21 protein-coding genes are annotated in these 21,541 nt (G+C 60.5%); 11 read left to right on the top strand and 10 right to left on the bottom strand.

The features are described 5' to 3' along the window. Positions 1 to 24: 24 nt before the first annotated feature. From rodA to J2Y86_RS14315, 8 genes are all read left to right on the top strand, one after another. On the top strand, positions 25 to 1,128 hold the full coding sequence (gene rodA / locus J2Y86_RS14350; protein ID WP_253440304.1) for a rod shape-determining protein RodA: 1,104 nt from the start codon (positions 25 to 27) through the stop codon (positions 1,126 to 1,128). A gap of 17 nt (positions 1,129 to 1,145) precedes the next feature. Further along, entirely contained in the window at positions 1,146 to 2,156 is a 1,011-nt protein-coding gene (gene mltB, locus J2Y86_RS14345) for a lytic murein transglycosylase B (protein ID WP_253432483.1), read from the top strand. Next, a complete protein-coding gene (locus J2Y86_RS14340; protein WP_253432480.1) occupies positions 2,156 to 3,169 on the top strand; it encodes a septal ring lytic transglycosylase RlpA family protein in 1,014 nt (337 codons plus the stop codon). Before mltB ends, J2Y86_RS14340 begins: the two co-directional genes overlap by 1 nt. Positions 3,170 to 3,351: 182 nt before the next feature. Continuing rightward, entirely contained in the window at positions 3,352 to 4,509 is a 1,158-nt protein-coding gene (locus tag J2Y86_RS14335; RefSeq protein WP_253432477.1) for a D-alanyl-D-alanine carboxypeptidase family protein, read from the top strand. Between the two features lie 80 nt (positions 4,510 to 4,589). Next, a complete protein-coding gene (locus J2Y86_RS14330) occupies positions 4,590 to 4,865 on the top strand; it encodes a DUF493 domain-containing protein (protein ID WP_083375686.1) in 276 nt (91 codons plus the stop codon). Further along, on the top strand, positions 4,865 to 5,512 hold the full coding sequence (gene lipB / locus J2Y86_RS14325; protein ID WP_157712737.1) for a lipoyl(octanoyl) transferase LipB: 648 nt from the start codon (positions 4,865 to 4,867) through the stop codon (positions 5,510 to 5,512). Before J2Y86_RS14330 ends, lipB begins: the two co-directional genes overlap by 1 nt. 1 nt (position 5,513) lies before the next feature. Beyond that, complete coding sequence (gene lipA / locus J2Y86_RS14320) at positions 5,514 to 6,536, top strand: lipoyl synthase (RefSeq protein ID WP_059402097.1); 1,023 nt, start codon at positions 5,514 to 5,516, stop codon at positions 6,534 to 6,536. A 176-nt stretch (positions 6,537 to 6,712) separates the two neighbouring features. Further along, a complete protein-coding gene (locus J2Y86_RS14315) occupies positions 6,713 to 7,663 on the top strand; it encodes a S66 peptidase family protein (protein WP_253432475.1) in 951 nt (316 codons plus the stop codon). Positions 7,664 to 7,791: 128 nt separating this feature from the next. On the opposite strand, the gene J2Y86_RS14310 is transcribed toward J2Y86_RS14315, so the two are convergent. From J2Y86_RS14310 to leuS, 5 genes are all read right to left on the bottom strand, one after another. Beyond that, a complete protein-coding gene (locus J2Y86_RS14310) occupies positions 7,792 to 9,114 on the bottom strand; it encodes a lytic murein transglycosylase (RefSeq protein WP_253432472.1) in 1,323 nt (440 codons plus the stop codon). A gap of 62 nt (positions 9,115 to 9,176) precedes the next feature. Next, entirely contained in the window at positions 9,177 to 9,341 is a 165-nt protein-coding gene (gene arfA, locus J2Y86_RS14305) for an alternative ribosome rescue factor ArfA (protein ID WP_017340991.1), read from the bottom strand. A 187-nt stretch (positions 9,342 to 9,528) separates the two neighbouring features. Next, positions 9,529 to 10,566: a DNA polymerase III subunit delta gene (gene holA / locus J2Y86_RS14300; RefSeq protein ID WP_253432469.1), complete on the bottom strand. Its 1,038-nt coding sequence runs from the start codon at positions 10,564 to 10,566 to the stop codon at positions 9,529 to 9,531. A 39-nt stretch (positions 10,567 to 10,605) separates the two neighbouring features. Then, positions 10,606 to 11,211, bottom strand: a complete 606-nt coding sequence (gene lptE, locus J2Y86_RS14295) for an LPS-assembly lipoprotein LptE (RefSeq protein ID WP_253432467.1) — start codon at positions 11,209 to 11,211, stop codon at positions 10,606 to 10,608. An 87-nt stretch (positions 11,212 to 11,298) separates the two neighbouring features. Next, entirely contained in the window at positions 11,299 to 13,905 is a 2,607-nt protein-coding gene (gene leuS / locus J2Y86_RS14290) for a leucine--tRNA ligase (protein ID WP_253432464.1), read from the bottom strand. 279 nt (positions 13,906 to 14,184) lie between these two features. On the opposite strand from leuS, the gene J2Y86_RS14285 reads away from it, so the two are divergent. Continuing rightward, positions 14,185 to 14,505 carry a hypothetical protein gene (locus J2Y86_RS14285; protein ID WP_253432461.1) on the top strand — a complete coding sequence of 107 codons (321 nt, stop codon included), beginning with the start codon at positions 14,185 to 14,187 and terminating at the stop codon, positions 14,503 to 14,505. Positions 14,506 to 14,612: 107 nt separating this feature from the next. Further along, positions 14,613 to 15,374 (top strand): YdcF family protein, encoded by a 762-nt coding sequence (locus J2Y86_RS14280; RefSeq protein ID WP_253432458.1) that lies wholly within the window; start codon positions 14,613 to 14,615, stop codon positions 15,372 to 15,374. 108 nt (positions 15,375 to 15,482) lie between these two features. On the opposite strand, the gene lnt is transcribed toward J2Y86_RS14280, so the two are convergent. The 5 genes from lnt to miaB all read right to left on the bottom strand — a co-directional run bounded on the left by lnt (position 15,483) and on the right by miaB (position 20,892). Then, positions 15,483 to 17,006, bottom strand: a complete 1,524-nt coding sequence (gene lnt, locus J2Y86_RS14275) for an apolipoprotein N-acyltransferase (RefSeq protein WP_253432455.1) — start codon at positions 17,004 to 17,006, stop codon at positions 15,483 to 15,485. 15 nt (positions 17,007 to 17,021) lie between these two features. Further along, the gene (locus J2Y86_RS14270; protein WP_084319721.1) at positions 17,022 to 17,861 is read right to left on the bottom strand and encodes an HlyC/CorC family transporter; all 840 of its coding nucleotides are present in this window, start codon (positions 17,859 to 17,861) and stop codon (positions 17,022 to 17,024) included. Between the two features lie 5 nt (positions 17,862 to 17,866). After that, a complete protein-coding gene (gene ybeY / locus J2Y86_RS14265; protein WP_253432451.1) occupies positions 17,867 to 18,361 on the bottom strand; it encodes an rRNA maturation RNase YbeY in 495 nt (164 codons plus the stop codon). Further along, positions 18,354 to 19,358, bottom strand: coding sequence for a PhoH family protein (locus J2Y86_RS14260; RefSeq protein WP_253432433.1), 1,005 nt, complete (start codon positions 19,356 to 19,358; stop codon positions 18,354 to 18,356). The genes ybeY and J2Y86_RS14260 overlap by 8 nt, the downstream gene beginning before the upstream one ends. 205 nt (positions 19,359 to 19,563) lie before the next feature. Continuing rightward, the gene (gene miaB / locus J2Y86_RS14255) at positions 19,564 to 20,892 is read right to left on the bottom strand and encodes a tRNA (N6-isopentenyl adenosine(37)-C2)-methylthiotransferase MiaB (RefSeq protein ID WP_031319146.1); all 1,329 of its coding nucleotides are present in this window, start codon (positions 20,890 to 20,892) and stop codon (positions 19,564 to 19,566) included. 135 nt (positions 20,893 to 21,027) lie between these two features. Here miaB and J2Y86_RS14250 point away from each other — a divergent pair, with 135 nt between their 5' ends. Next, the gene (locus tag J2Y86_RS14250) at positions 21,028 to 21,357 is read left to right on the top strand and encodes a DUF1820 family protein (protein WP_007894425.1); all 330 of its coding nucleotides are present in this window, start codon (positions 21,028 to 21,030) and stop codon (positions 21,355 to 21,357) included. Positions 21,358 to 21,541 lie beyond the last annotated feature (184 nt).

Genomic DNA, 21,541 nt, shown 5'->3' with positions numbered 1-21,541 from the left:
CGCATCCTCTCCAGCGAAGATGTGATGCGTCGTCGTGCGACGCTGTTGCAACGCATGCACATCGACGGCCCGTTGCTGATCCTGCTGCTGACCCTCGCCGCCGGCAGTCTGTTCGTGCTGTATTCGGCCAGCGGCAAGAGCTGGGATCTGCTGGCCAAGCAAGCCACGTCGTTCGGCATCGGCCTGGTGTCGATGATCGTCATCGCCCAGTTCGAGCCGCGTTTCATGGCCCGTTGGGTGCCGGTCGGTTATGTGCTCGGCGTGCTGTTGCTGGTGGTGGTGGACGTCATGGGTCACAACGCCATGGGCGCCACGCGCTGGATCAACATTCCGGGGGTGATCCGCTTCCAGCCTTCGGAGTTCATGAAGATCCTGATGCCGGCGACCATCGCCTGGTACTTGTCCAAACGCACCTTGCCGCCGCAGCTCAAGCATGTGGGCGTCAGTCTGTTTCTGATTGGTCTGCCGTTCATTCTGATCGTGCGCCAGCCCGACCTCGGCACTTCGTTGCTGATTCTCGCGGGCGGTGCGTTTGTGCTGTTCATGGGTGGCCTGCGCTGGCGCTGGATCGTCAGCGTGCTGGCCGCGGCCGTGCCGGTGGCCGTGGCGATGTGGTTCTTCATCATGCACGACTACCAGAAACAGCGAATCCTGACGTTCCTCGATCCGGAAAGCGATCCGCTGGGCACGGGCTGGAACATCATCCAGTCGAAAGCGGCCATCGGCTCCGGCGGCGTATTCGGCAAAGGCTGGCTGCTGGGCACCCAGTCGCACCTGGACTTCCTCCCGGAAAGCCACACCGACTTCATTATTGCGGTCATGGGCGAGGAGTTCGGCCTGGTCGGCATCTGCGCGCTGCTGCTGATTTACCTGCTATTGATCGGCCGCGGGCTGGTGATCACCGCCCAGGCCCAGACATTGTTCGGCAAATTGCTCGCGGGCGCCCTGACCATGACGTTTTTTGTTTACGTTTTCGTCAACATCGGTATGGTCAGTGGCCTGTTGCCGGTTGTGGGGGTGCCGTTGCCGTTCATTAGCTACGGAGGAACTTCGCTGGTAACGCTACTGTCAGCGTTTGGGGTTTTGATGTCGATCCATACCCATCGTAAGTGGATCGCGCAAGTTTGAATAAGGTGAAGATTTCAATGCAAGTAATGCGTGGCTGGGCGACTCGACATGCACCATGGGTCGGCCTGGTAAGCATCCTTGGCATCGCGCAGGACGCGTTGGCCGGCGATTACGAAGGCACACCCCAGGTGGCCGAATTCGTCGGTGAAATGACCCGCGACTACGGCTTTGCCGGTGAACAGCTGATGGGCGTGTTCCGCGAAGCCGAGCGCAAGCAGACGATTCTGGACGCGATCTCGAAACCCGCCGAGCGGGTCAAGCAGTGGAACGAGTATCGCCCGATGTTCATCACCGACGCGCGCATCGCCCGTGGTGTGGATTTCTGGCGTCAGCACGAGGCGGTACTGGCCCGTGCCGAGCAGGAATACGGCGTGCCAGCCCAGGTGATTGTCTCGATCATCGGCGTTGAGACCTTTTTCGGCCGCAATACCGGCAATTACCGGGTAATCGACGCTTTGTCGACCCTCGGTTTCGACTATCCTCCCCGTGCCGAATTCTTCCGCAAGGAATTGCGTGAATTCCTGCTGCTGGCCCGAGAAGAGCAGGTCGATCCACTGACCCTCAAAGGCTCCTACGCCGGGGCGATGGGCTTGCCGCAGTTCATGCCGAGCAGTTTCCGCGCCTATGCGGTGGATTTCGACGGTGACGGCCACATCAATATCTGGACCAATCCGGAAGACGCCATCGGCAGTGTCGCCAGTTACTTCAAGCGTCACGGCTGGGTGGCGGGCGAACCGGTGGTCAGTCGCGCCGATGTGCGCGGCGAGCAGGTCGACGAAGGTTTGACCACCGGCATCGAGCCGACTAAAACCGTCGGGGAGTTGCGGGCGCTGGGGTGGTCAAGTCATGATGCGCTGCGCGATGATATGCCGGTCACGGCATTCCGCCTGGAAGGTGACAATGGCCCTGAATACTGGATGGGCCTGACGAATTTTTACGCAATCACGCGTTATAACCGCAGCGTGATGTACGCCATGGCCGTACATCAACTGTCTGAACAGCTGGTCCAAGCACGGGGCGTCAAGTAATGCGGGCATTGCCTATGAATAAACCCCTGAAGCTGATGGCATTCGCCGCGTTGGCGGTGCTGGTCGCCAGTTGTTCGACCAGCCGCTCGCCGGCACAGAAGTCTTCTTCCACCGCCGTGCGCTCGGCGCCGGGGCTGGACATCAACCGCGCCCACAAAGATGGCGCACCGTGGTGGGATGTCGACGTATCGCGCATCCCGGATGCCACGCCGACCTTGCACACCGGCCCTTACAAGGCCAACCCGTACACCGTGCTGGGCAAGACATACTTTCCGCTGCAGGAATCCAAGACGTACGTCGCCTCGGGCACGGCGTCCTGGTATGGCACCAAGTTCCACGGCCAGAACACCGCCAACGGCGAGGTGTATGACCTGTATGGCATGAGTGCCGCCCACAAGACCTTGCCACTGCCAAGTTACGTTCGAGTGACCAACCTGGACAATAACAAGACCGTGATCCTGCGGGTCAACGACCGTGGGCCGTTCTACTCGGACCGCATCATCGACTTGTCCTACGCCGCCGCGAAAAAACTCGGCTATGCCGAAACCGGCACTGCGCGTGTCAAGGTTGAAGGCATCGATCCTCAGCAATGGTGGGCCGCCAAAGGCCGTCCGGCGCCTTTGATGCTCAACGAGCCGCAAGTCGCGCAAAATACCGCGCCGACGATTACCGCTTCGGCCGGCACGGTCGAACAATGGACGCCACCGCCGCAGCAACACGCCGCGGCCGTCGTGCCTGTGCAGATCGATGCAAAAAAAAACGCTTCTGTACCAGCCTCTGGCCAGTATCTGCAGGTGGGCGCGTTCGCCAACCCGGACGCTGCAGAACTCCTGAGATCGAAGCTCAGCGGGATGGTGAGCGCTCCGGTGTTCATCAGCTCGATCGTGCGCAATCAACAGACCCTGCATCGGGTGCGCCTGGGGCCGATCGGCTCGCCGGGTGAAATCCAGCAGGTGCAGAACAGCGTGCGCCTGGCCAATCTCGGTTCGCCGAGCGTGGTCACCGCCGAGTAATACGTAGTACTTGATTGACGGTTCACTTGCAGTTTGGGGGGTGAACCTGGTTGTTGGCTCGTTGAAGAACAAAAGCCCGGCAAGGGTTCTGAGTGAACGACTGAACACGCGATGGCCCGTTAGAAGGTCATCTAGATTAGTTTTGCCCTCGGGCAGTTTCCATTAGCGATTTCGAGAGACGGATGAACATCACCACCTTTGCCAAACGCCTGTGCCTTCTAGTCCCGCTGCTCCTCTCGCCTGCCGCTTTCGCGGTCGAGATGATGCCGTCGCCGCCACAACTGGCCGCCAAAGCCTACGTGCTCATGGATGCCAGCAGCGGCAACGTGCTGGTCGAGAACAACGGTGACCAGCGTCTGCCCCCTGCCAGCCTGACCAAGCTGATGACCGCGTACATCGCGACCCTGGAAATCCGTCGTGGCCAGATCGGCGAAAACGATCCGGTGACCGTCAGCGAAAACGCCTGGCGCACCGGCGGTTCGCGGATGTTCATCAAGGTCGGCTCGCAAGTGACCGTCAGCGACCTGCTGCACGGCATCATCATTCAGTCGGGCAACGACGCCAGTGTTGCGCTCTCCGAGCACATCGCCGGCAGCGAAGACGCCTTCGCCGACATGATGAACAAAACCGTGGCCGACCTGGGCATGACCAACAGCCACTTCATGAACCCGACCGGCCTGCCGAACCCTGAGCACTACTCGTCGGCTCACGACATGGCCGTGCTGGCTCGTGCCATCATCCACGAAGACCCGGCTCACTATGCGATCTACTCGCAGAAAGAGTTCTTCTGGAACGGCATCAAGCAGCCTAACCGCAACCTGCTGCTGTGGCGTGACAAGACCGTCGACGGTCTGAAAACCGGTCACACCGACGAAGCCGGCTACTGCATGGTGTCTTCAGCCGTACGTGATGGCATGCGCCTGATCGCGGTAGTGTTCGGCACCAACAGCGAAGTGGCCCGTGCTTCCGAAACCCAGAAGCTGCTGACCTACGGTTTCCGTTTCTTCGAAACCCAGACCTTCTATCAGAAAGGTGCCGAGCTGGCTCAGGCCCCTGTCTGGAAAGGCGCCACCAATCAAGTCAAGGCCGGCCTGGCTGAAGACCTGACCATGACCCTGCCAAAAGGCCAGCTGAAAAAGCTCGCCGCCAGCATGACCATGAACCCGCAACTGGTTGCGCCAATCGCCAAGGGCGACGTGATCGGTAAAGTCGAAGTCAAACTGGACGACAAGGTGGTGCACAGCGCCGACCTGATCGCCCTGGACGCGGTCGACGAGGGTGGTATCTTCCGTCGCATGTGGGATAGCATCCGTCTATTCTTCTACGGCTTGTTCAACTGAATTAGTGTGGACTCTCATGGCCCCGTTCCAATCCGGAGCGGGGCCATGTCCGTTGCCACGGCTTACGAGGCCGTTACGCCATGACAGACACCGAAGTAAAGGCGCCAAAGATCGAATTCCCTTCCAATGATTATCCGATCAAAGTGATCGGCGACACCATTGTGGACATCAAGCAAAAGATCATCGATATCGTTAAGAAGCACGCGACGATCAACGATGAGAAAGTGGACGAACGCCAGAGCAGCAACGGCAAGTACACCACGATCCAGTTGCACATCATCGCCACCGGTCAGGATCAGCTGTACGACATCAACAGCGAGTTGCGGGCTACCGGTTTCGTGCACATGGTGCTGTGATGTCTGGCACGCTGGGCTTTCGCGAGCTCGGCCAGATGGCTTACGAGCCGGTCTGGCATGCCATGCAACGCTTCACCAACGAACGTGGCAGCGATGCCGCTGACGAGATCTGGCTGGTCGAGCACCCGCCGGTATTTACCCAGGGGCAGGCCGGCAAGGCCGAGCACTTGTTGCTGCCGGGGGATATTCCGGTGGTGCAGGTCGATCGCGGTGGTCAGGTGACTTACCATGGCCCCGGCCAGTTGGTGGCCTATCTGCTGCTCGATGTACGCAAGCTGGGTTTCGGTGTGCGTGATCTGGTCACCCGCATGGAACACTGCCTGATCGAGCTGCTGGCCAGTTACGGCGTCACTGCCGCGGCCAAGCCGGATGCGCCGGGCGTCTACGTCGACGGGGCGAAAATCGCGTCCCTGGGTCTGCGGATCCGCCACGGTTGTTCCTTTCATGGCCTGGCCTTGAACGTGGACATGGACCTGGAACCGTTTCGACGGATTAATCCCTGCGGCTACGCCGGGCTGGCGATGACCCAGCTGAGCGATCACGCAGGATCGATTGAATTTGCCGAGGTAAGTGCCCGGCTGCGCGCGCAGCTCGTCAAACACCTCGACTATGCTGAGCAGACGACCCTAACGGGCGGAATCGACTGATATGACTACTGATGCAGTGCAAACCATGATCCCGACGCTGGATGTCACCGAGCGTCCGGCCCCGCGTGCCAAGGTAGAAGCCGGCGTCAAGCTGCGCGGCGCCGAGAAGGTTGCACGCATCCCGGTGAAGATCATCCCGACCACCGAACTGCCGAAGAAACCCGACTGGATCCGCGTGCGCATCCCGGTTTCCCCGGAAGTCGACCGCATCAAGGCCCTGCTGCGCAAACACAAGCTGCACAGCGTGTGCGAAGAAGCGTCCTGCCCGAACCTGGGCGAGTGCTTCTCCGGCGGCACCGCGACGTTCATGATCATGGGCGACATCTGCACCCGTCGCTGCCCGTTCTGCGACGTGGGTCACGGTCGTCCGAAACCACTGGACGTCAATGAGCCGGAAAGCCTGGCCATCGCCATCGCCGACCTGAAACTGAAATACGTGGTGATCACCTCGGTGGACCGCGACGACCTGCGTGACGGCGGTGCCCAGCACTTTGCCGACTGCATCCGCGAGATCCGCAAGCTGTCGCCGAACGTGCAGCTCGAAACCCTGGTCCCGGACTACCGTGGCCGCATGGACGTTGCGCTGGAAATCACCGCTGCCGAGCCGCCGGATGTGTTCAACCACAACCTGGAAACCGTACCGCGCCTGTACAAGGCTGCGCGTCCGGGTTCGGATTACCAGTGGTCGCTGACCCTGCTGCAACGCTTCAAGCAGATGATGCCGCACATTCCGACCAAGTCCGGCCTGATGCTGGGTCTGGGCGAGACCGACGAAGAAGTCATCGAAGTCATGAAGCGCATGCGCGAACACGACATCGACATGCTGACTCTGGGCCAGTACCTGCAACCGTCCCGCAGCCACTTGCCGGTGCAGCGTTTCGTGCATCCAGACGTTTTCGCCTGGTTCGCCGAGGAAGGTTACAAGATGGGCTTCAAGAACGTCGCCTCCGGCCCGTTGGTACGTTCCTCGTACCACGCCGACGAGCAGGCGAAGCTGGTCAAAGCCGAGCTGATGTCGTCCTGATCACGCGGTGAGAAAAACAAAATGCCCGCACGGCTTTCAGGCCTTGCGGGCATTTTTTCGCCTTGCCTACGGCGATCAGTGCTTTTTCCTGCAACCTGCGGGGCGACGGACCCTCTTCTGTTTGTCCTCGTTCCTGACTACTGTGTGCTGAAGATTTATCGCAGGGAGATTCATGGATGACCGTTCGACCGACCCACACACTGTTTCCACATACACCGGTTCCGGCCTTGCCCCGGGAAGGGCTGATCGGCGTCATTGCGCCCGCCGGACCCGCGCCGCTGGACACCGACAAAGCCATTGCCTGGATGCGGGCTCGCGGTTACGCGCTGCGAATCTTTCCCGGTGTCTATGAGCAGGACGGCTACCTGGCCGGCAGCGACGATGTACGCCTAAATGACCTGCACGCGGCGTTCGCCGACGCTGAAGTGGACGCGATCATTTGTCTGCGCGGCGGTTACGGCACGCCACGTTTGCTCGATCGCATCGATTTCGAGTTGCTGCAAAACAATGCCAAGCCGTTCATCGGTTACAGCGATATCACGGCGTTGCACCTGGCGATCAGCCGTTATGCGGGGTTCGTGACGTTTCATGGTCCGCTGCTGAACGCTGATCTGTTGGGCGACAGGCAAAAACCTACCGAGTCTTCGTTTTTCAACATGCTCAGAGGGCAGGTGAAGGCCGGTAGTGTGCTGACGCACCCGGTGACCTATCCGTTGACCACGATTGAGCCAGGCATCGCGCACGGGCGCTTGCTGGGGGGCAATCTGGCGATGATTGCCGCGATCATGGGCACGCCTTATGAGATGGATGCCGAGGGCGTCATCCTGTTCATCGAGGACATCAACGAGCCGTTGTATCGCATCGACCGGCTGCTGACTCAACTGCGTCTGGCGGGCACGCTGGGCAAGTTGCGCGGGGTTCTGGTGGGGGATGTGGCGGGTGTCGAGGTGGCTGCACTGGAGCGCTTGCTCAAGCAGACCTTTGAACCGTTGCGGATACCGGTGCTGTCGGGGTGGCGCAGTGGGCATTGTGATCCGAACCTGACGTTGCCGATGGGGGCGTTGGTGAGGCTGGATGCGGGGAGCAAGGAGTTGGTGTTGGAGCAGGATGTGGTGGTCAAGGCTTAGATTTCATCGTCTGACAGGCCGCTTTCGCGAGCAAGCCCGCTCCCACATTTAATCGCGTTCCTACAGGGAAACACGGTTGAATGTGGGAGCGGGCTTGCTCGCGAAGGCGGCATTCGCCATACGACTGACTATCGGTTACGCAGGCCTTCGAGCAACTTGTGCGTCGGGTACCCGTCCGCCGGCCAGCCAAACGACTGCTGCGCACTGCGGATCGCCTTGCGGGTGTTGGCACCAATGATGCCATCGGCGGTGCCCGCGTCGTATTTCTGGGCGCTCAACAGATTTTGCAGCTCGATCCGTTCGGTACGGCTCAGTGGCAAATCATCCTTGGGCCATGTGCCGTTGATCAGGCCCGCGCCGTTGAAGCGCTCGGACAGCAAACTGACCGCCAGCGCGTAGGACGAGGAGTTGTTGTACTTGAGGATCGCACGGAAGTTGTCGAGCACCAGGAACGCCGGGCCGCGATAACCCGCCGGCAGCAGCAGTGCTGCGGACAAGTGTTCGGAGCCCGCTGGAACCTGCCCGCCGTTAGGCAGCGTCACGCCGAGCTGCCGCCATTCGGCGACACTCTTGCGGGTCGTGCCATCGGCTAGCACGTAGTTGAAGTTGCCCGGCAGTTGAACTTCAAAGCCCCACGGCTGACCTCTCTGCCAGCCAGAGCTTTGCAGGTAATGTGCGGTCGAGGCCAGGGCGTCGGCGGAGCTGCCCCAGATGTCGCGGCGACCGTCGCCATCGAAGTCCACGGCATGGGTGTTGTAGGTGGTCGGGATGAACTGCGTCTGGCCCATGGCGCCAGCCCAGGAACCGAGCATCTGCTCCGGCGCGATATCGCCCTGTTGCAGGATCTGCAGGGCCGCGATCAATTGCGCGTGGGCGAAGCCTGGGCGCCGGCCTTCATAGGCCAGGGTCGCCAGGGAGTTGATCACCGACTTGCTGCCCTGGAACTGGCCGAAGTTACTTTCCATGCCCCACACCGCGACGAGTGCCTGGCGATCGACGCCATAACGCTGCTCGATGCTTTGCAGGATGTCCGCGTACTGGCTGACCAGCGCCTGGCCTTTGCGCACACGCAGCGGCGACAGGGCGCCGTCGAGGTATTCCCACACCGGACGGGAAAACTCAGGCTGGCTGCGGTCGGCACGGATCACGCTGGTGTCCAGGCTGACATTGGCGAAGGCGCGATCAAACAGGTCGGCGCGGATGCCGGCGGCCAGTGCATCCTTGCGGAAACCCGCCTGCCATTCGGCGAAGGTCTGGGTGGGCTGGATGTCGAGGTTCTCACCGGTTGGCACCACGGGCGGAATCACCGCTGGGGCTGTCGCGACGGGGAGGGTCTGAAGCGGTTGGGCGTCGGCGGCGGTCGGTTTTTCCGCGCAGGCGACAAGCAGAACAAGGCTGGAGGCAGCGATCAATTGGCGCAGGTGCCAACGACGGGAAATACAAAAGGGCATGCACGGGTCCAGGGAATACGAATCAGGTGCAGACCTTAACATGTTGAGCGCTGGCTTGCCTTTCAGGCCGCCAGAAAGTAAGAAGCCTCCCAGTTGTCAGACTGGAAGGCTTCGCGGCGGTAGCTGCCTTTGCCCTTGCCGGCTCGTTCCTGACGGCTGCGGAACAGTGGCTGGGCGATGATGGATTTGGCCTTGTTTGGGCCATTTTTTGATGGCTTTTTGCTCATGATGATTTCTCGCAAGTGAGTGGTTTTTGCGGGGGAAATCATCTGCTGAAGTTGGGGTTCTGTCTAGACCCCACGTTGCGTAGGACCTTTCGGACGCCTTCGCGGGCAAGCCTCGCTCCTACAAGGGCGGAGGGATCCCTGTAGGAGCGAGGCTTGCCCGCGAATGGCCGTTGTGTGGTCGAGCGCCTTACTCGGCAGGCAATGTCAGCCGCTGCCCAGCCATCAACAACGACAACCGACTCAGACTCATCCACGGCGAACCCGCGGCCTGGCCTTTGATCTGTGCGTCGATGCGCTGTGCTTCCAGCAACAGCTGCGCCCAGCGTTGCGCGGAGTAGCGTTGCAGGGCTTTGCTCATCAGCGGTTTGCGTTTGTCCCAGACCGGCGGTCGGGCAGAGCTGAAGGCTTTGTCCAGCGGCACACCCTGACTGTACTGCAGCGACAGGTTGGCCAGCAGGCGCAGTTCACGGGCCAGGGCCCAGAGAATCACCGGCGGTTCGACCCCTTCACCGCGCAAGCCTTCGAGCATGCGCAGGGCATGTGCGGCTTCACCGTTGAGAATCGCATCGGTCAGGCCGAAGACATCGAAGCGCGCACTGTCGGCCACCGCCGCCTGCACGGTCTCGACGGTGATCTGACCGCCTTCGGCCATCAGCTTGAGCTTTTCGATTTCCTGGGCGGCGGCCAGCAGGTTGCCTTCGACGCGCGCGGCGATCAGTTCGACGGCGTCCTGGCTGGCGGAGAGCCCAGCCTGGGACAAGCGCTGGCGGATCCAGCTCGGCAGCTGGTTGGCATCCACCGGCCAGATTTGCACGAACTGAGTGTGCTGGCCTTCGACCAGCGCCTTGCCCCACTTGGTTTTCTGGGCGCTGCCGTCGAGTTTTGGCAGGCTGATCAGCAAGACGGTGTCTTCGGCCGGTCGCGAGCAGTATTCGATGAACGCGGCGGCGCCTTTGTCACCCGGTTTGCCGGACGGCAGACGCAGCTCCAACAGGCGCTTTTCTGCGAACAAAGACATGCTTGCGCCAGCTTGCAGCAGCGTTCCCCAGTCGAAACTGGCGTCGGCGGCGAATACCTGGCGTTCGTCGAAACCCTGTTGGCGAGCGGCTGCACGAATCGCGTCGGCGGCTTCCTGGCACAGCAACGGGTCATCGCCACTGATGACGTAGACCGGCGCGAGAGCACCTTGCAAGTGTTTGGCGAGTTGGGCGGGGGCGAGTTTCATAAGAGAGGGCGAACGGGGCGCCTGAGCGCCCCGTAAGTCTTACTGCTGCGGGATTTCGATAGGCGACTGACGCGGCGTTTCCGCTTCAGCCTTCTGCGCAGCTTCAAGTGCTGCAGCTTCAGCCTTGGCCTTCGCCTCGGCGGTCTGTTGCAGCTGATCCAGCTGGGCCGGCGACAGTTGCTGCAAGCGCAGCATCATGCGTTGTACCAATTCGCGACGGATCTCCCGGCGAGCATCGGTGGCTTCCTGATCGGAACCCACCAGGTTATTGCCGTCGTGGATAAAGACTTTCTGCACTTCAAGTTTGTCGCTCAGCAGGGGCAGGTTGTGCTCACCACTGATGTCGTACTTGAGTACCGTCGTCACCTGGTATTCGCCAGTACGGCCGGCGCCCGCGTAACTGAGGATGCGCTGGCTTTCCTGCTCATCGGCCAGCACCAGTTTGTAAGGTGCGCCCGTGTAGATCTTGACGCCGCTGCTTTCCAGCATCTGACGCATCATGGTCACGGTTTCGCCGTAGGAGTTGCGTGCACTCAGGTCGAGTTCCTTGAAGGCGAGTTGATAGGTGCCGGTGCCGCGCAGCTGGAAACCGCAGGCGCTCAACAGGACCGCAAGGCCCATCACCAGCAAATTGCGTTTGATCATCTTGTTGCTCCCCTTGAAACCATGTGGGCCGACCGTGCGGCCCGAAAGGTTTTACTCGGCACCAGGCTCACCTGGTGCCTGATCCAATTAGCTGGCGACGATATTGACCAGTTTCCCGGGCACTACGATCACTTTACGAATAGTCAGGCCATCGACAAAGCGCAGCACGTTTTCGTTGACGCGGGCGGCGGCTTCGATTTCTTCACGGGTCGCGGTGGCCGGCATTTCGATCTGGCCGCGCAGCTTGCCGTTGACCTGGATGACCAGCGTCAGGCTGTCCTGCACCAGCGCGCTGTCGTCCAGCACCGGCCAGCCTGCGTCGATCACCGGGTCAGCGTGACCCAGTCGATTCCACAGATCATGGCTGATGTGCGGGGTGATCGGAGCCAGCAGCAAGACCACGGTTTCCAGACCTTCGTGAATCAGTGCGCGATCCTGTTCGGTGCCTTGCGGGGCCTTTTCCAGCACGTTCATCAGCGTCATCACCTGGGCGATGGCGGTGTTGAATTTGTGGTTCTGGCCGACGTCATGGCTGGCCTGCTTGATGGCCTGGTGGATCGAGCGGCGAATGGCTTTCTGCTCGTCGTTCAGGCCGGCGACATCCAGTTTGCCCGGCAGGCCCTGAGTGACGTGGGCTTGAGCCAGACGCCAGACGCGCTTGAGGAAACGGTGCGAACCTTCTACGCCGGAGTCGGACCATTCCGCGCTCATGTCAGGCGGCGAGGCGAACATCATGAACAGGCGGCAGGTGTCTGCGCCGAACTGGTCAATCATCGACTGAGGGTCGACGCCGTTGTTCTTCGACTTGGCCATCTTCTCGGTGCCGCCGATTTCCACCGGCAGGCCGTCTGCGATCAGCTTGGCGCTGATGACCTTGGCCTTGCTGTCGCGTTCGAGTTCGACGTCCGCCGGGTTGAACCACGTGTAGGCACCGTTGGCTTCGCGACGATAGTAAGTCTCGGCGATCACCATGCCTTGGGTCAGCAGGTTCTTGAACGGTTCGTTGGAGCTCACCAGGCCTTCGTCGCGCATCAGCTTGTGGAAGAAGCGCGCGTAGAGCAGGTGAAGAATCGCGTGTTCGATACCGCCGATGTACTGATCCACCGGCAACCAGTGGTCGGCCGCCGATTTCTCGACCAGGCCACCTTCATAGTGCGGCGAGGCGTAACGGGCGTAGTACCACGAGGACTCGACGAAGGTGTCCATCGTGTCGGTTTCACGCTTGGCCGGTGCGCCACATTTCGGGCAGCTGCACTCGTAGAACTCAGGCATGCGCGCCAGTGGCGAACCTGCGCCGTCCGGCACAACGTCTTCCGGCAACACGACTGGCAGCTGATCTTCCGGGACCGGCACATCACCGCAGGTGGTGCAGTGGATGATCGGAATCGGGCAGCCCCAGTAACGCTGACGGCTGATGCCCCAATCGCGCAGGCGGAACTGGGTGCGCGAGGCGCCGAGGTTCTTCTTGATGAGCGCGACTTCGATGGCGTCGAACGCGCCGGCGAAGTCGAGGCCATCGAACTCGCCGGAATTGATCAGCGTGCCGTGCTCACCGTAGGCGTCCTGCCATGGCGCCGGGTTGGTCTCACCGGAGCTGGTGCGCACCACCGACTTGATCGGCAGGTTGTATTTGGTGGCGAATTCGAAATCACGCTCGTCGTGCGCCGGAACAGCCATGACCGCACCATCGCCGTAGTGCATCAGCACATAGTTGGCGACCCACACCGGGAGTTTCTCACCGGTCAGCGGGTGCTCGACGAACAGCGAGGTCGGCAGGCCTTTTTTCTCTTGGGTGGCGACGTCGGCTTCAGCAACGCTGCCGCCCTTGCATTCAGCGATGAACGCCTGCAGCTCAGGGTTGTTCTGTGCAGCCAGGGTGGCCAGCGGGTGTTCAGCGGCCACGGCAACATAGGTGGCGCCCATCAGGGTGTCCGGACGGGTGGTGAAGACTTTCAGTGCGCCGGCTTCGCCGATGGAGTCGACGTTGTACGGGAACTGCACTTCCATGCCACGGGATTTGCCGATCCAGTTGCGCTGCATGGTCTTGACCTGTTCAGGCCAGCCGGTCAGCTCGTCGAGGCTCTCCAGCAGTTCATCCGCGTAGGCGGTGATCTTGAAGTAGTACATCGGGATTTCGCGCTTTTCGATCAGCGCGCCGGAACGCCAGCCGCGTCCGTCGATCACTTGCTCGTTCGCGAGGACGGTCTGGTCGACCGGGTCCCAGTTCACGGTGCCGCTTTTCTTGTAGATCACACCTTTTTTGAACAGGCGAGTGAACAGCCATTGTTCCCAGCGGTAGTAATCCGGCTTGCAGGTGGTCACTTCGCGGGACCAGTCCACCGCCAGGCCCAGGCTGCGCAGCTGGGTTTTCATGTAGGCGATGTTTTCGTAGGTCCACTTGGCGGGCGCTACGTTGTTCTTCATCGCGGCGTTTTCCGCCGGCATGCCGAAGGCGTCCCAACCCATGGGTTGCAGGACGTTCTTGCCTTGCATGCGCTGATAGCGGGAGATCACGTCGCCGATGGTGTAGTTGCGCACGTGCCCCATGTGTAGCTTGCCGCTGGGGTAAGGGAACATCGACAGGCAATAGAAAGTCTCCTTGCCTGGCTGTTCACTGACTTCAAAGGACTTTTGCTCGTCCCAGAACGACTGGGCGGCGGCTTCGATTTCACGGGGCTGATATTGTTCGTGCATGGCTACTTTTGAACTGAATAGGGGTGGCCTAATCCTCTTCAATGCGACGCTGGACGGTGATCACGCCAAATCGGCGTTGCGGTGCCCAAGCGAGCTGGAAGTGGAGTTACAGGAAGCGCCGTAGCATACATGACCGCACTCTACCGAGGGAAACCCTGATTGTTGCCGCGCGTCTTGCAAAAATGGCTGCGAGGGCCGTTGGTCGCGGCATCCAGCCGGTTTGTTCATGGAAGCTAAGCTCTAAATGGGGAGTGAGTCTTATCTTCAATGAGGTGAGGGATGGTTGAGTCACAGCAAAAAGTTACTAAGCCGGAGTTGTACGAAAGACTGATCGATCGTCTGGGAATAGCCCTGGACGCGGCAAAAACCGCTGGCCGGTTGCGCGATGAACGCCCCCTTGAGCTGGAATTGCGTGGCCTGAGCCCCGCAGAATTTGCACTGGTCAAGGCGTATCTGGACCGCAGTGAACGTGAGACACACGGATGCTTGTCAGAAGCAGTGAAGCAACTCGACGCACCACGTTCGGCCAAGATCATCTGGCTCAAGGACAAGGTACCGGGCAGGGACGCGGTAAAGGTCCGGTCTCTGCAATTCAAGTAAGGGCACTTGAAGCCATGACGCATGGTTTTTTGAAGCATAGTCCTTCCGCATTTGTTGTCGCATTGCGTCAACCCACTTAGGCTTCGGGCATCTTCTGGAGATGCTCGATGCCTTTTCGTTACTTCGTTAAACAACTTCTGCTGCCGCCCGGCATTTTATTGCTATTGTTGCTGCTTGCCTGGTGGTTTCGCCGCTCAAGACCGCGGCTTGCGGGCGTGTGCTTTGCGCTGGGGCTCGGCGGATTCTGGCTGATGAGTCTGCCGGTGGTGGTGCAGTGGAGCGCCAAGGCGCTGGAACGGGAACCGGCGCTGAATCGTTCTGAATGGGCGACCCTGAGTCAGCGCGCTGATGCGATCGTGGTGCTGGGTTCCGGGCGCGAACGGGGCGACCTGGCCTGGGGCGACGACCAGCCGACCGGCGTGGGCCTTGCGCGTCAGCGTTATGCCGCGCGACTGGCTAAGGCGTCCGGCCTGCCGATCCTCACCAGCGGCGGTCTGCATTTCGGCACGCCGCCCAGCGAAGCCAAATTGATGGCGGATTCGATGTTTGAAGACTCCGGCATCACTGTGCGTTGGCAGGAAGGGCGTAGCCGTACAACCTGGGAAAATGCGCAGTTCAGTGCCCAGGTGCTGTTGCCGGAGGGCATCAAGCGCGTGGTCGTGGTGACTCAAGCCTGGCACATGCCGCGGGCGGTCTGGAGTTTCCAGCAGGCGGGATTCGAGGTGGTGCCCGCGCCGATGGGGTTTCTGGGCGTGGACAATGCGCTGCCATTGGGTGGCTGGATGCCTGAGTTCAAATCGATCTGGCAGAGCGGGCAGCTGTTGAATGAGGCGGTGGGACAGATCGGGTATTCAATGTTCTATCGCTGACCTGTGGCGAGGGGATTTATCCCCGTTGGACTGCGCAGCAGGCCCATTTTCAGGGCTGCTGCGCAACCCGACGGGGATAAATCCCCTCGCCACAAAAGCTGGTCAGTCTCAGACGGTTTTCGACATCCGGTTGGCCACTAACGCCCAGCCAAACAACAACACACACACGATGATCAGCGGCCACGAACGCCATTGCAGGTAAGGCGTCAGGTTGTGCATCGGCACCACTTCTCCGTACAGGATGCCGCGTTCGAACTGCGGGATCTGCGTGGTGATCTGGCCGAAGGGGTTGATCAGGCCGGTCACGCCGTTGTTGGTGGCGCGGATCATCCAGCGGCCGGCCTCAAGCGCGCGCATCTGCGCCATCTGCAAGTGTTGCAGCGGGCCGATGGAGGTGCCGAACCAGGTGTCATTGCTGATGGTCAGCAACAGATCGCTGCGAGCGGCGAGGCTGGCGGCGAATTCCGGGTAAACCACTTCGTAGCAGATGTACGGCGCAATCTGATAGCCCTTGGCTTGCAGCATCGCCTGATCGGCGGGGCCGCGGGCGAAGTCCGACATCGGCAGGTCGAAGAAGGCGATCAGGCCGCGCAGCACATCCTGCAACGGCACGTATTCGCCGAAAGGCACCAGCTTCTGCTTGAGGTAAGTGCCATCGCCTTCGCCCACAACGGTAATGCCATTGAAGAAACGCCTCTCGTGGCGGACTTCCTGGCGGATGGGCACGCCGGTGATCAGTGCGGTTTTACGCTCTGCGGCGAAATTGCCCATCATGCTCAGGTAGCCCTCGGCTGACTCCTTGAGCACCGGGACCGCCGTTTCCGGCCAGATCAGCAGGTCGACCCGTTTCGAGCTGAAACTCATGTCGCGGTACAGCGCCAGCTGCGCGTTGAGCTGCGCCGGATCCCATTTCATGCTTTGTTCGATATTGCCCTGGATCGCCGCAACGCTCAGCGGTGCACCCGCCGGGCTGGTCCAGGCATGGCCTTTGAGCGCGATGCCGGCGACCCAGGGGCCGACCAACAGCAGCGCACCCGCCGCAATAAAGGCTTTACGACCGGTCTTGATCAGGCGCGAAGCGTTGTAGATCAGCGCGGCGGTCAAGGCCAGGGTGAAGGACACCAGCCACATCCCGCCCACGGGTGCGAGGCCGGCCAACGGGCCGTCGAGCTGGCTGTAACCAGAGTAAAGCCATGGGAAACCGGTGAGGAACCAACCCCGAAACGCTTCCTGGCCTACCCACAGCGCTGCGAACGCCATGGCATCGGCCAGCGGCGCTTCGTTGCGACGCAACCAGCGCGCCCAGATCCAGGCGGGCAGGGCGAAGAACCAGGCAATCGCCGCGGTGAACAGCAGCATCAGGAACCCGGCGAGCAGTACCGAAGCGCCGCCAAAGTTGTGAATGCTGTAGTAAATCCAGCTGGTGCCGGCGCCAAACAGGCCGAAACCGAAACACCAGCCACGGCCCAGGGCCTGACGGGGGTTCAGTTCGCGCAAACCGGCATAGAAGAAACCGACCGCCAGCAACGCCAACGGCCAGATATCGAATGGCGCCAGGGCCAGGGTGGTGATTGCACCGGCCGCCACGGCCAGCAGGTTACCGGGCCAGCCGGGGCGGGTCATACGACGCATTTCAATCCTTGGATTTTATCGGGCGATAGGTGTCAGGCGCAGTAAGTGAATCCGACGGCTGTCGGCGTTCAGGATACGGAAGCGATACGGGCCGATCTCGGTTATTTCGTTGCGTTTCGGCAAGTGCCCGAACGCGCTCATCACCAGGCCGCCAACGGTGTCGAACTCATCGTTGGAGAATTCACTGTCGAAAAACTCATTGAAGTTCTCGATCGGCGTCAGGGCCTTGACCAGGAAATCACCGCTGGGCAGAGGCTTGATGTAGCTGTCTTCCTCGACGTCATGCTCGTCTTCGATGTCGCCGACGATCTGTTCCAGTACGTCTTCGATGGTCACCAGACCCGCCACACCGCCGTACTCATCGATGACGATGGCCATGTGATTGTGGTTGGCGCGGAACTCGCGCAGCAGCACATTCAGGCGCTTGGACTCCGGCACGAAGGTGGCCGGGCGCAGCAGGTCCTTGATGTTGAAGCTGTCGCCGTTCTCCCTGAGGATCAACGGCAGCAAGTCCTTGGCCAGCAACACGCCCATCACGTCATCGTGGCTTTCGCCGATGACCGGGTAACGGGAGTGGGCCGAGTCGACCACGGCCGGCAAAAACTCACGGGGTGTCTGGGTCGCCTTGATGCTGATCATCTGCGAGCGTGGGACCATGATGTCCCGTACTTGCAGGTCCGCGACCTGGATGGCGCCTTCGACGATGGCCAGCGCTTCGCTGTCCAGCAACTTGTTTTGGTGCGCATCGCGCAGAAGCTCCAGCAGCTCCTGACGGTTCTTCGGCTCGTGGGCAAAAGCCTGGGTGAGCTTACCCAGCCATGACTTCTGCCCGTTGCTCGATCGATCTTCGCTCATAGCGATTACTCTGAATCCTTTGTTGTCACGATAGTGGATGTTTCAATTTCGTCGTCCGCGTACGGATCGGGATAGCCCAATTCGGCAAGCAACGTTCGTTCCAGTGCTTCCATTTCTTCGGCTTCGTCGTCATCTATATGGTCGTAACCCAGCAGATGCAAGCAGCCGTGAATGACCAGATGTGCCCAGTGGGCCTTTGGTTCCTTGCCTTGTTCCGCAGCTTCGCGCTCGACCACCGCCACGCAGATCACCAGATCGCCCAGCAGCGGGATATCGAGAAACTCGTCAGGCACATCGGCCGGAAACGACAGCACGTTGGTGGCGTAATCCTTCTGCCGCCAGGTGTGGTTCAGCTCGCGGGCTTCTTCTTCGTCGACCAGGCGAATGGTCATCTCGGAGTCAGCGGTGCGCTGGCGCAGTGCCAGTTCGCACCATTGGCGGAACTCGGATTCGCTGGGAACAGGCGCTTCGGTAGCCAGTTGCAGATCAAGCTCAAGCATCGCGGCGACTGTCCTTTGGTGTTTCGTCTGTCACGCGATTCTCGAAGCGCTCATAGGCCTCGACGATCCGCTGCACCAGTGGATGGCGCACAACGTCCTTGGGCATGAAATGGGTGAAGCTGATGCCCGGCACATCTTTCAGCACTTCGATCACATGGTGCAGCCCGGACTTGGTGCCTTTCGGCAGGTCGACCTGGGTGATGTCACCGGTGATGACCGCTGTGGAGCCGAAGCCGATCCGGGTCAGGAACATCTTCATCTGTTCGACGGTGGTGTTCTGGCTTTCGTCGAGGATGATGAAGCTGTTGTTCAGCGTACGCCCGCGCATGTAGGCCAGCGGCGCGACTTCGATCACCTGACGCTCGATCAGCTTGGCGACGTATTCAAAGCCGAGCATTTCGTAGAGTGCGTCGTAGAGCGGACGCAGGTACGGGTCGATTTTTTGCGACAGGTCGCCCGGCAGGAAGCCGAGTTTTTCGCCCGCTTCAACCGCCGGGCGAACCAGCAGGATGCGACGAATCTGCTCGCGCTCCAGCGCGTCTACCGCGCAGGCAACGGCCAGATAGGTCTTGCCGGTACCGGCCGGGCCGATGCCGAAGTTGATGTCGTTACCGAGGATTTCCTTCACGTAGCGCAATTGATTCAAGCCGCGAGGGCGAATCATGCCTTTCTTGGTGCGCAGGGCCACGGAGGGTTCGGATGGCGAAACGTTGTCCAGCGCTTCGACGGCCGATTCCTGCAGGAACAGGTGAACCATGTCCGGCGACAGCTCGGTACCCTTGGTTTCCCGGTACAGGCGGCGCAGGAGGTTTTCCGCGGAGGAGGTGTGTTTGGGGTCGCCGATCAGCTCGAACTGGTTTCCGCGGTTGCGGATCTCGATGGTCAGGCGTTGCTCGATCAAGCGCAGGTGCTCGTCGAACATCCCGCACAGATTGGCGAAGCGGCGAGCCTCAAAGGGCTCGAGGATAAAACGATGTGGTTCTATGGGTGCGTTCAAGGTCGTATTTAGCCGCCCTGGGGCAATTAAGATGAAATCAAGGATAACGCCAGTGGCGCGGGTGCGAAAGCTCTTAAATATTTGGACCTGGAACACCGTCCCCTGTGGGAGCGGGCTTGCCCGCGATGAACGATTACACGGTGTGTCAGCCAGACCGCGTAGTGGCCATCGCGGGCAAGCCCGGCTCCCACAGAGATATTCGGCGTTACTGGATCAACGAACCCCGCAGCGAGTGCGGCTGCGCCGCATCAATGTGCACATCGGCGAACTGGCCGATCAGGGTCGGATTGTCGCAGCGGAAGTTGACGATCCGGTTATTCTCGGTCCGGCCTTGCAGCTCGCCGGGGTCTTTTTTCGAATAATCGGTGACCAGAATCCGCTGGATCGAACCGACCATTTGTCGGCTGATCTCGAAACCCTGCTGGTTCAGGCGATGTTGCAGGGCGTTCAGGCGTTCTTTTTTCAGCTCTTCCGGCGTTTCGTCGGCCAGATCGGCCGCCGGCGTGCCCGGGCGCTGGCTGTAGACAAACGAATAGGAGAAGTCGAAACCGACGTCTTCGATCAGTTTCATGGTTTGTTCGAAGTCTTTTTCGGTTTCGCCGGGGAAGCCGACGATAAAGTCCGAGCTGATGCAGATCCCCGGCACGGCCGCGCGCAACTTGCGCAGTTTGGATTTGTATTCCAGCGCCGTGTGGTTGCGCTTCATTGCCGACAGAATGCGGTCCGAACCGGATTGCACCGGTAGGTGCAGGTGCTTCACCAGCTCCGGCACTTCGGCGTGAGCCTGGATCAGGCTGTCGGAGAACTCGAGCGGATGGGACGTGGTGTAGCGAATCCGATCGATGCCATCGACCGCCGCGACGACCCGAATCAACTCGGCCAGATCCGCCAGGCGCCCATCGTGAGTGGTGCCGCGATAGCCATTGACGTTCTGGCCCAGCAGCGTCACTTCACGCACACCGTTTTCAGCGAGGTGGATGATTTCGGCGATCACGTCATCGAACGGTCGGCTGACTTCTTCGCCGCGGGTGTAGGGCACCACGCAGAAGGTGCAGTACTTGCTGCAACCTTCCATGACCGACACGTAAGCGCTCGGGCCATCGATGCGCGGCTCTGGCAAATGGTCGAATTTTTCGATTTCCGGGAACGAGACGTCCACTTGCGGCAATTTGGTGGCGCGGGCGGCGTCGATCATTTCCGGCAGGCGGTGCAGGGTTTGCGGGCCGAAGACCACATCGACATACGGAGCGCGATCGCGGATGGCGGCGCCTTCCTGACTGGCGACGCAACCGCCGACGGCAATCACCATCTCCGGGTTCGCCAGTTTCAGTTCGCGCCAGCGGCCGAGCTGGGAATACACCCGGTCCTGGGCGCGTTCGCGGATCGAGCAGGTGTTGAGCAGGATCACGTCGGCGTCTTCAGCGCGAGCGGTGACTTCCAGGGCCTGGTGTTCACCCAGCAGATCGACCATGCGCGAGCTGTCGTACTCGTTCATCTGGCAACCGTGGGTTTCGATGTAAAGCTTCTTGGCCATGGATACAGTCATCACGTGATTCAAAGAACCGCGCATTATAGGGAACATGTCCCAAGGTTCCTACCGCTGTGCGTCCGGTGGCTATGCTATAGTTCGCGCCCTCATTTTTATCCCCCGATGTGTTGCTCGCCCACCATGACCAAACGTGAAGCTCCAATCTACAAGGTGATTTTCCTCAACCAGGGCCAGGTGTACGAAATGTATGCCAAGCAGATCTATCAAAGTGATCTGTGGGGCTTCCTGGAAGTGGAAGAGTTCGTCTTTGGCGAGCGCACGCAAGTGGTCGTCGACCCGAGCGAAGAGAAGCTCAAGGCTCAGTTCGAAGGGGTCGTGCGCAGTTTTGTGCCGATGCATTCGATTGTGCGCATCGACGAAGTCGAGCGTCTTGGCACGCCGAAAATCAGCGAAGCCCGCGGCGCGGTCGGCAATGTCATGCCGTTTCCGATGCCGATGCCGGAGAAGTAGGCCGCAGTCTTTAAGCTGACAGAGCTCTCTTCTGTGGCAAGAGGGTGATTGTGGCAAGGGGGTTTATTGTGGCGAGGGGATTTATCCCCGTTGGGCTGCGAAGCGGCCCCCAACCAGACGCCTCATTCTTTCAGTTGGACCGCATTCGCTGATTTTACGACTGCTGCGCAGCCGAAAGGGGATA

This window comes from Pseudomonas migulae, assembly GCF_024169315.1.
Classification (GTDB): Bacteria; Pseudomonadota; Gammaproteobacteria; order Pseudomonadales; family Pseudomonadaceae; genus Aquipseudomonas; species Aquipseudomonas migulae_B.
The sequence above is the reverse complement of the archived record's forward strand: the minus strand, read 5'-3'. Positions and strand labels throughout refer to the sequence as shown.